Genomic DNA, 2,145 nt, shown 5'->3' with positions numbered 1-2,145 from the left:
GTTTCGTCAGTCGACGACTCGGATTCGCCCTCGAACCGGTCACGCCTCAGGTGGATCCTTCTGATCCCAGCCCCTAGCAGGCTGACAAAAACTACAGTCCAGCCTGCAGAGCCGTGGCGGCACGATCGATTACGGGTCCCGCCACGGCATTGAGCACTCTAGAGAGGTTGACTACGGCCCCCGGCCCACGTAGATTGGAAGGTAGATACTCGAGACAATCAGATACGAGCCCGCGTTGGGATCGCGAGGAGGATCTCCTTCTCCGGTGTTGCGCCTGCCCGACGCGTAGCGGTGCTTACGGATGGATCTACCTACGCTCCGACATTTCGATGAAAAAGACATGCAGCGGATTGTCTGCTGGGTCTCCTTTCCGCCGAGAACGTTTCAAGAGTCGACGCTCTCGACCAACGAGAGCGTCCTCGTGGATCTCTTGCGTGAGCGGACCGGTCAGAGACTCACCACGTCGGACGTGCTCAGCGTTTCACCTCTCGGCGACGCCGAGACCTTGAAGACGCTCGCCTCTCTGATCGGCGCCGGCGTCGTGGAGCTGCGTGATCCCGATGAGAGCCTGGGTCCCGGGTGGAACGAGGAGGGAGCCACGAGCCCGGTTCCTCTCGACGTTCCATCTCACGGCGGTGCTTTCCCCGCGAAGCTCGCTCGTTTCGAGGTCGAGCGGGTCCTCGGTCGCGGGTCCATGGGCGCGGTGCTCTTCGCTCGCGATCCCGCCATCGGCAGAGTCGTGGCGATCAAGCTGATCCAGTCCGCCGCGCATCTGACGCCATTACAGCGAGAGCGATACCACGAACGCTTCTATCGCGAGGCGAGTGCCGCCGGTCGGCTCCATCACCCGGGTATCACCGCCGTCTACGACGTGGGGCACATGGAAGACGGCACGCCGTTCATCGTGATGGAGTACGTCCGCGGAAGGACGCTCCGGGAGGTTCTGCACAGCGAAGAGCTCGGGATCGAGCAAACCCTTCAGATCGCGCGCGACGTCCTCGACGCCCTCAGCTATGCGCACTCCCAGGGCATCGTTCACCGCGACATCAAACCGAGCAATATCATCATCACGCCCGATTTCCACGCCAAGATCATGGATTTCGGAATCGCCCACGTCCTCGGCTCGGAGCTGACCTCGGAAGACGACATCCTCGGCAGCCCCTCCTACATGGCGCCCGAGCAGCTTTCCAAGGGGGCCATCGATCAGCGAACCGATCTGTTCTCTCTCGCCGTGGTTCTCTACCGGATTTTGACGGGGAAGTTGCCGTTCATGGGAGATTCCTTCGCGGCGATCGCCCAATCGGTGCTGAGCGAGGATCCGGCTCCGCCGCACGTGGTGGCTCCGGCGGTCCCTCTCGGTCTTTCCCGTGTGGTCGCGCGATGTATGGCGAAAGACCCGGCACAACGGTATCCGAGCGCGAATGCGGTCCAGCAGGCGCTGACGACGTTCGAGATCGTCGGCGACCTGGAGGATGGCGCCGAACCGTCTGGTGCGGCCCCGTCACGCAATCGCTGGCTCGCCGTTTCCCTCGCCCTTCTGATCGGGGCGGTCCTCGTCTTTCGACTCACGATGACCGTCCACGCGCCGGTGCCACCAGACGAGACTCGACCGGCCCCAGCGGTCGCGGGGGGCGCCGAGATCGAAGGCCCACAACCGGAAGCGCCTTTTCCGGCTCTCGATCCATCACCTTCCCCTTCGCCGCCTGCGCCTTCGAAGCCCATTGCGGTCGCGCCCGCGGAGGCCTCGACAAGAACGACCGTCCCGCGGCGGCCGCCCGTGCCGCCGCCCGAGGTCATTCCTCAACCGGAACGTCCGACTCCCGCACCGGCCCCCGAGATCTCTCCGGAACCGCCTGCCCGCGCGACTGGTGATCCGAGGCTGGCAGATCTCTTCTACAAGGCAAGACTGGCTCTCGATCGCGGCGATATCGTTGAGAGCCGGACTCTCCTGGAGCAGCTTCTCTCCCGCGACCCGACCTTCGCCGGCGCGGCCGATCTCCATCGGCTCGTCACCGACCAGATTTGGGAGAGAACCCTTCCCTTGATCGCCCGGGCGAGACACAACCATCGGCTCGGCGGTTGCATCGGGGAGCTGAGCTTGACCGCTCTCGGCGTGCGCTTCGTCTCCTCGGAGCATTCGTGGGC

The 2,145-nt window shown here is 64.2% G+C and carries 1 protein-coding gene; it reads left to right on the top strand.

What is annotated here, in order from left to right; all coding sequences use genetic code 11:
- Positions 1-340 precede the first annotated feature (340 nt).
- Positions 341-2,145, top strand: a 1,805-nt coding sequence (locus VEK15_31815) for a protein kinase (GenBank protein HXV65326.1), incomplete at its 3' end; no start/stop codon positions are given.

The organism is Vicinamibacteria bacterium, from assembly GCA_035620555.1.
Lineage (GTDB): Bacteria > Acidobacteriota > Vicinamibacteria > Marinacidobacterales > SMYC01 > DASPGQ01.
This window is presented reverse-complemented; position numbering and strand designations above follow the sequence as displayed.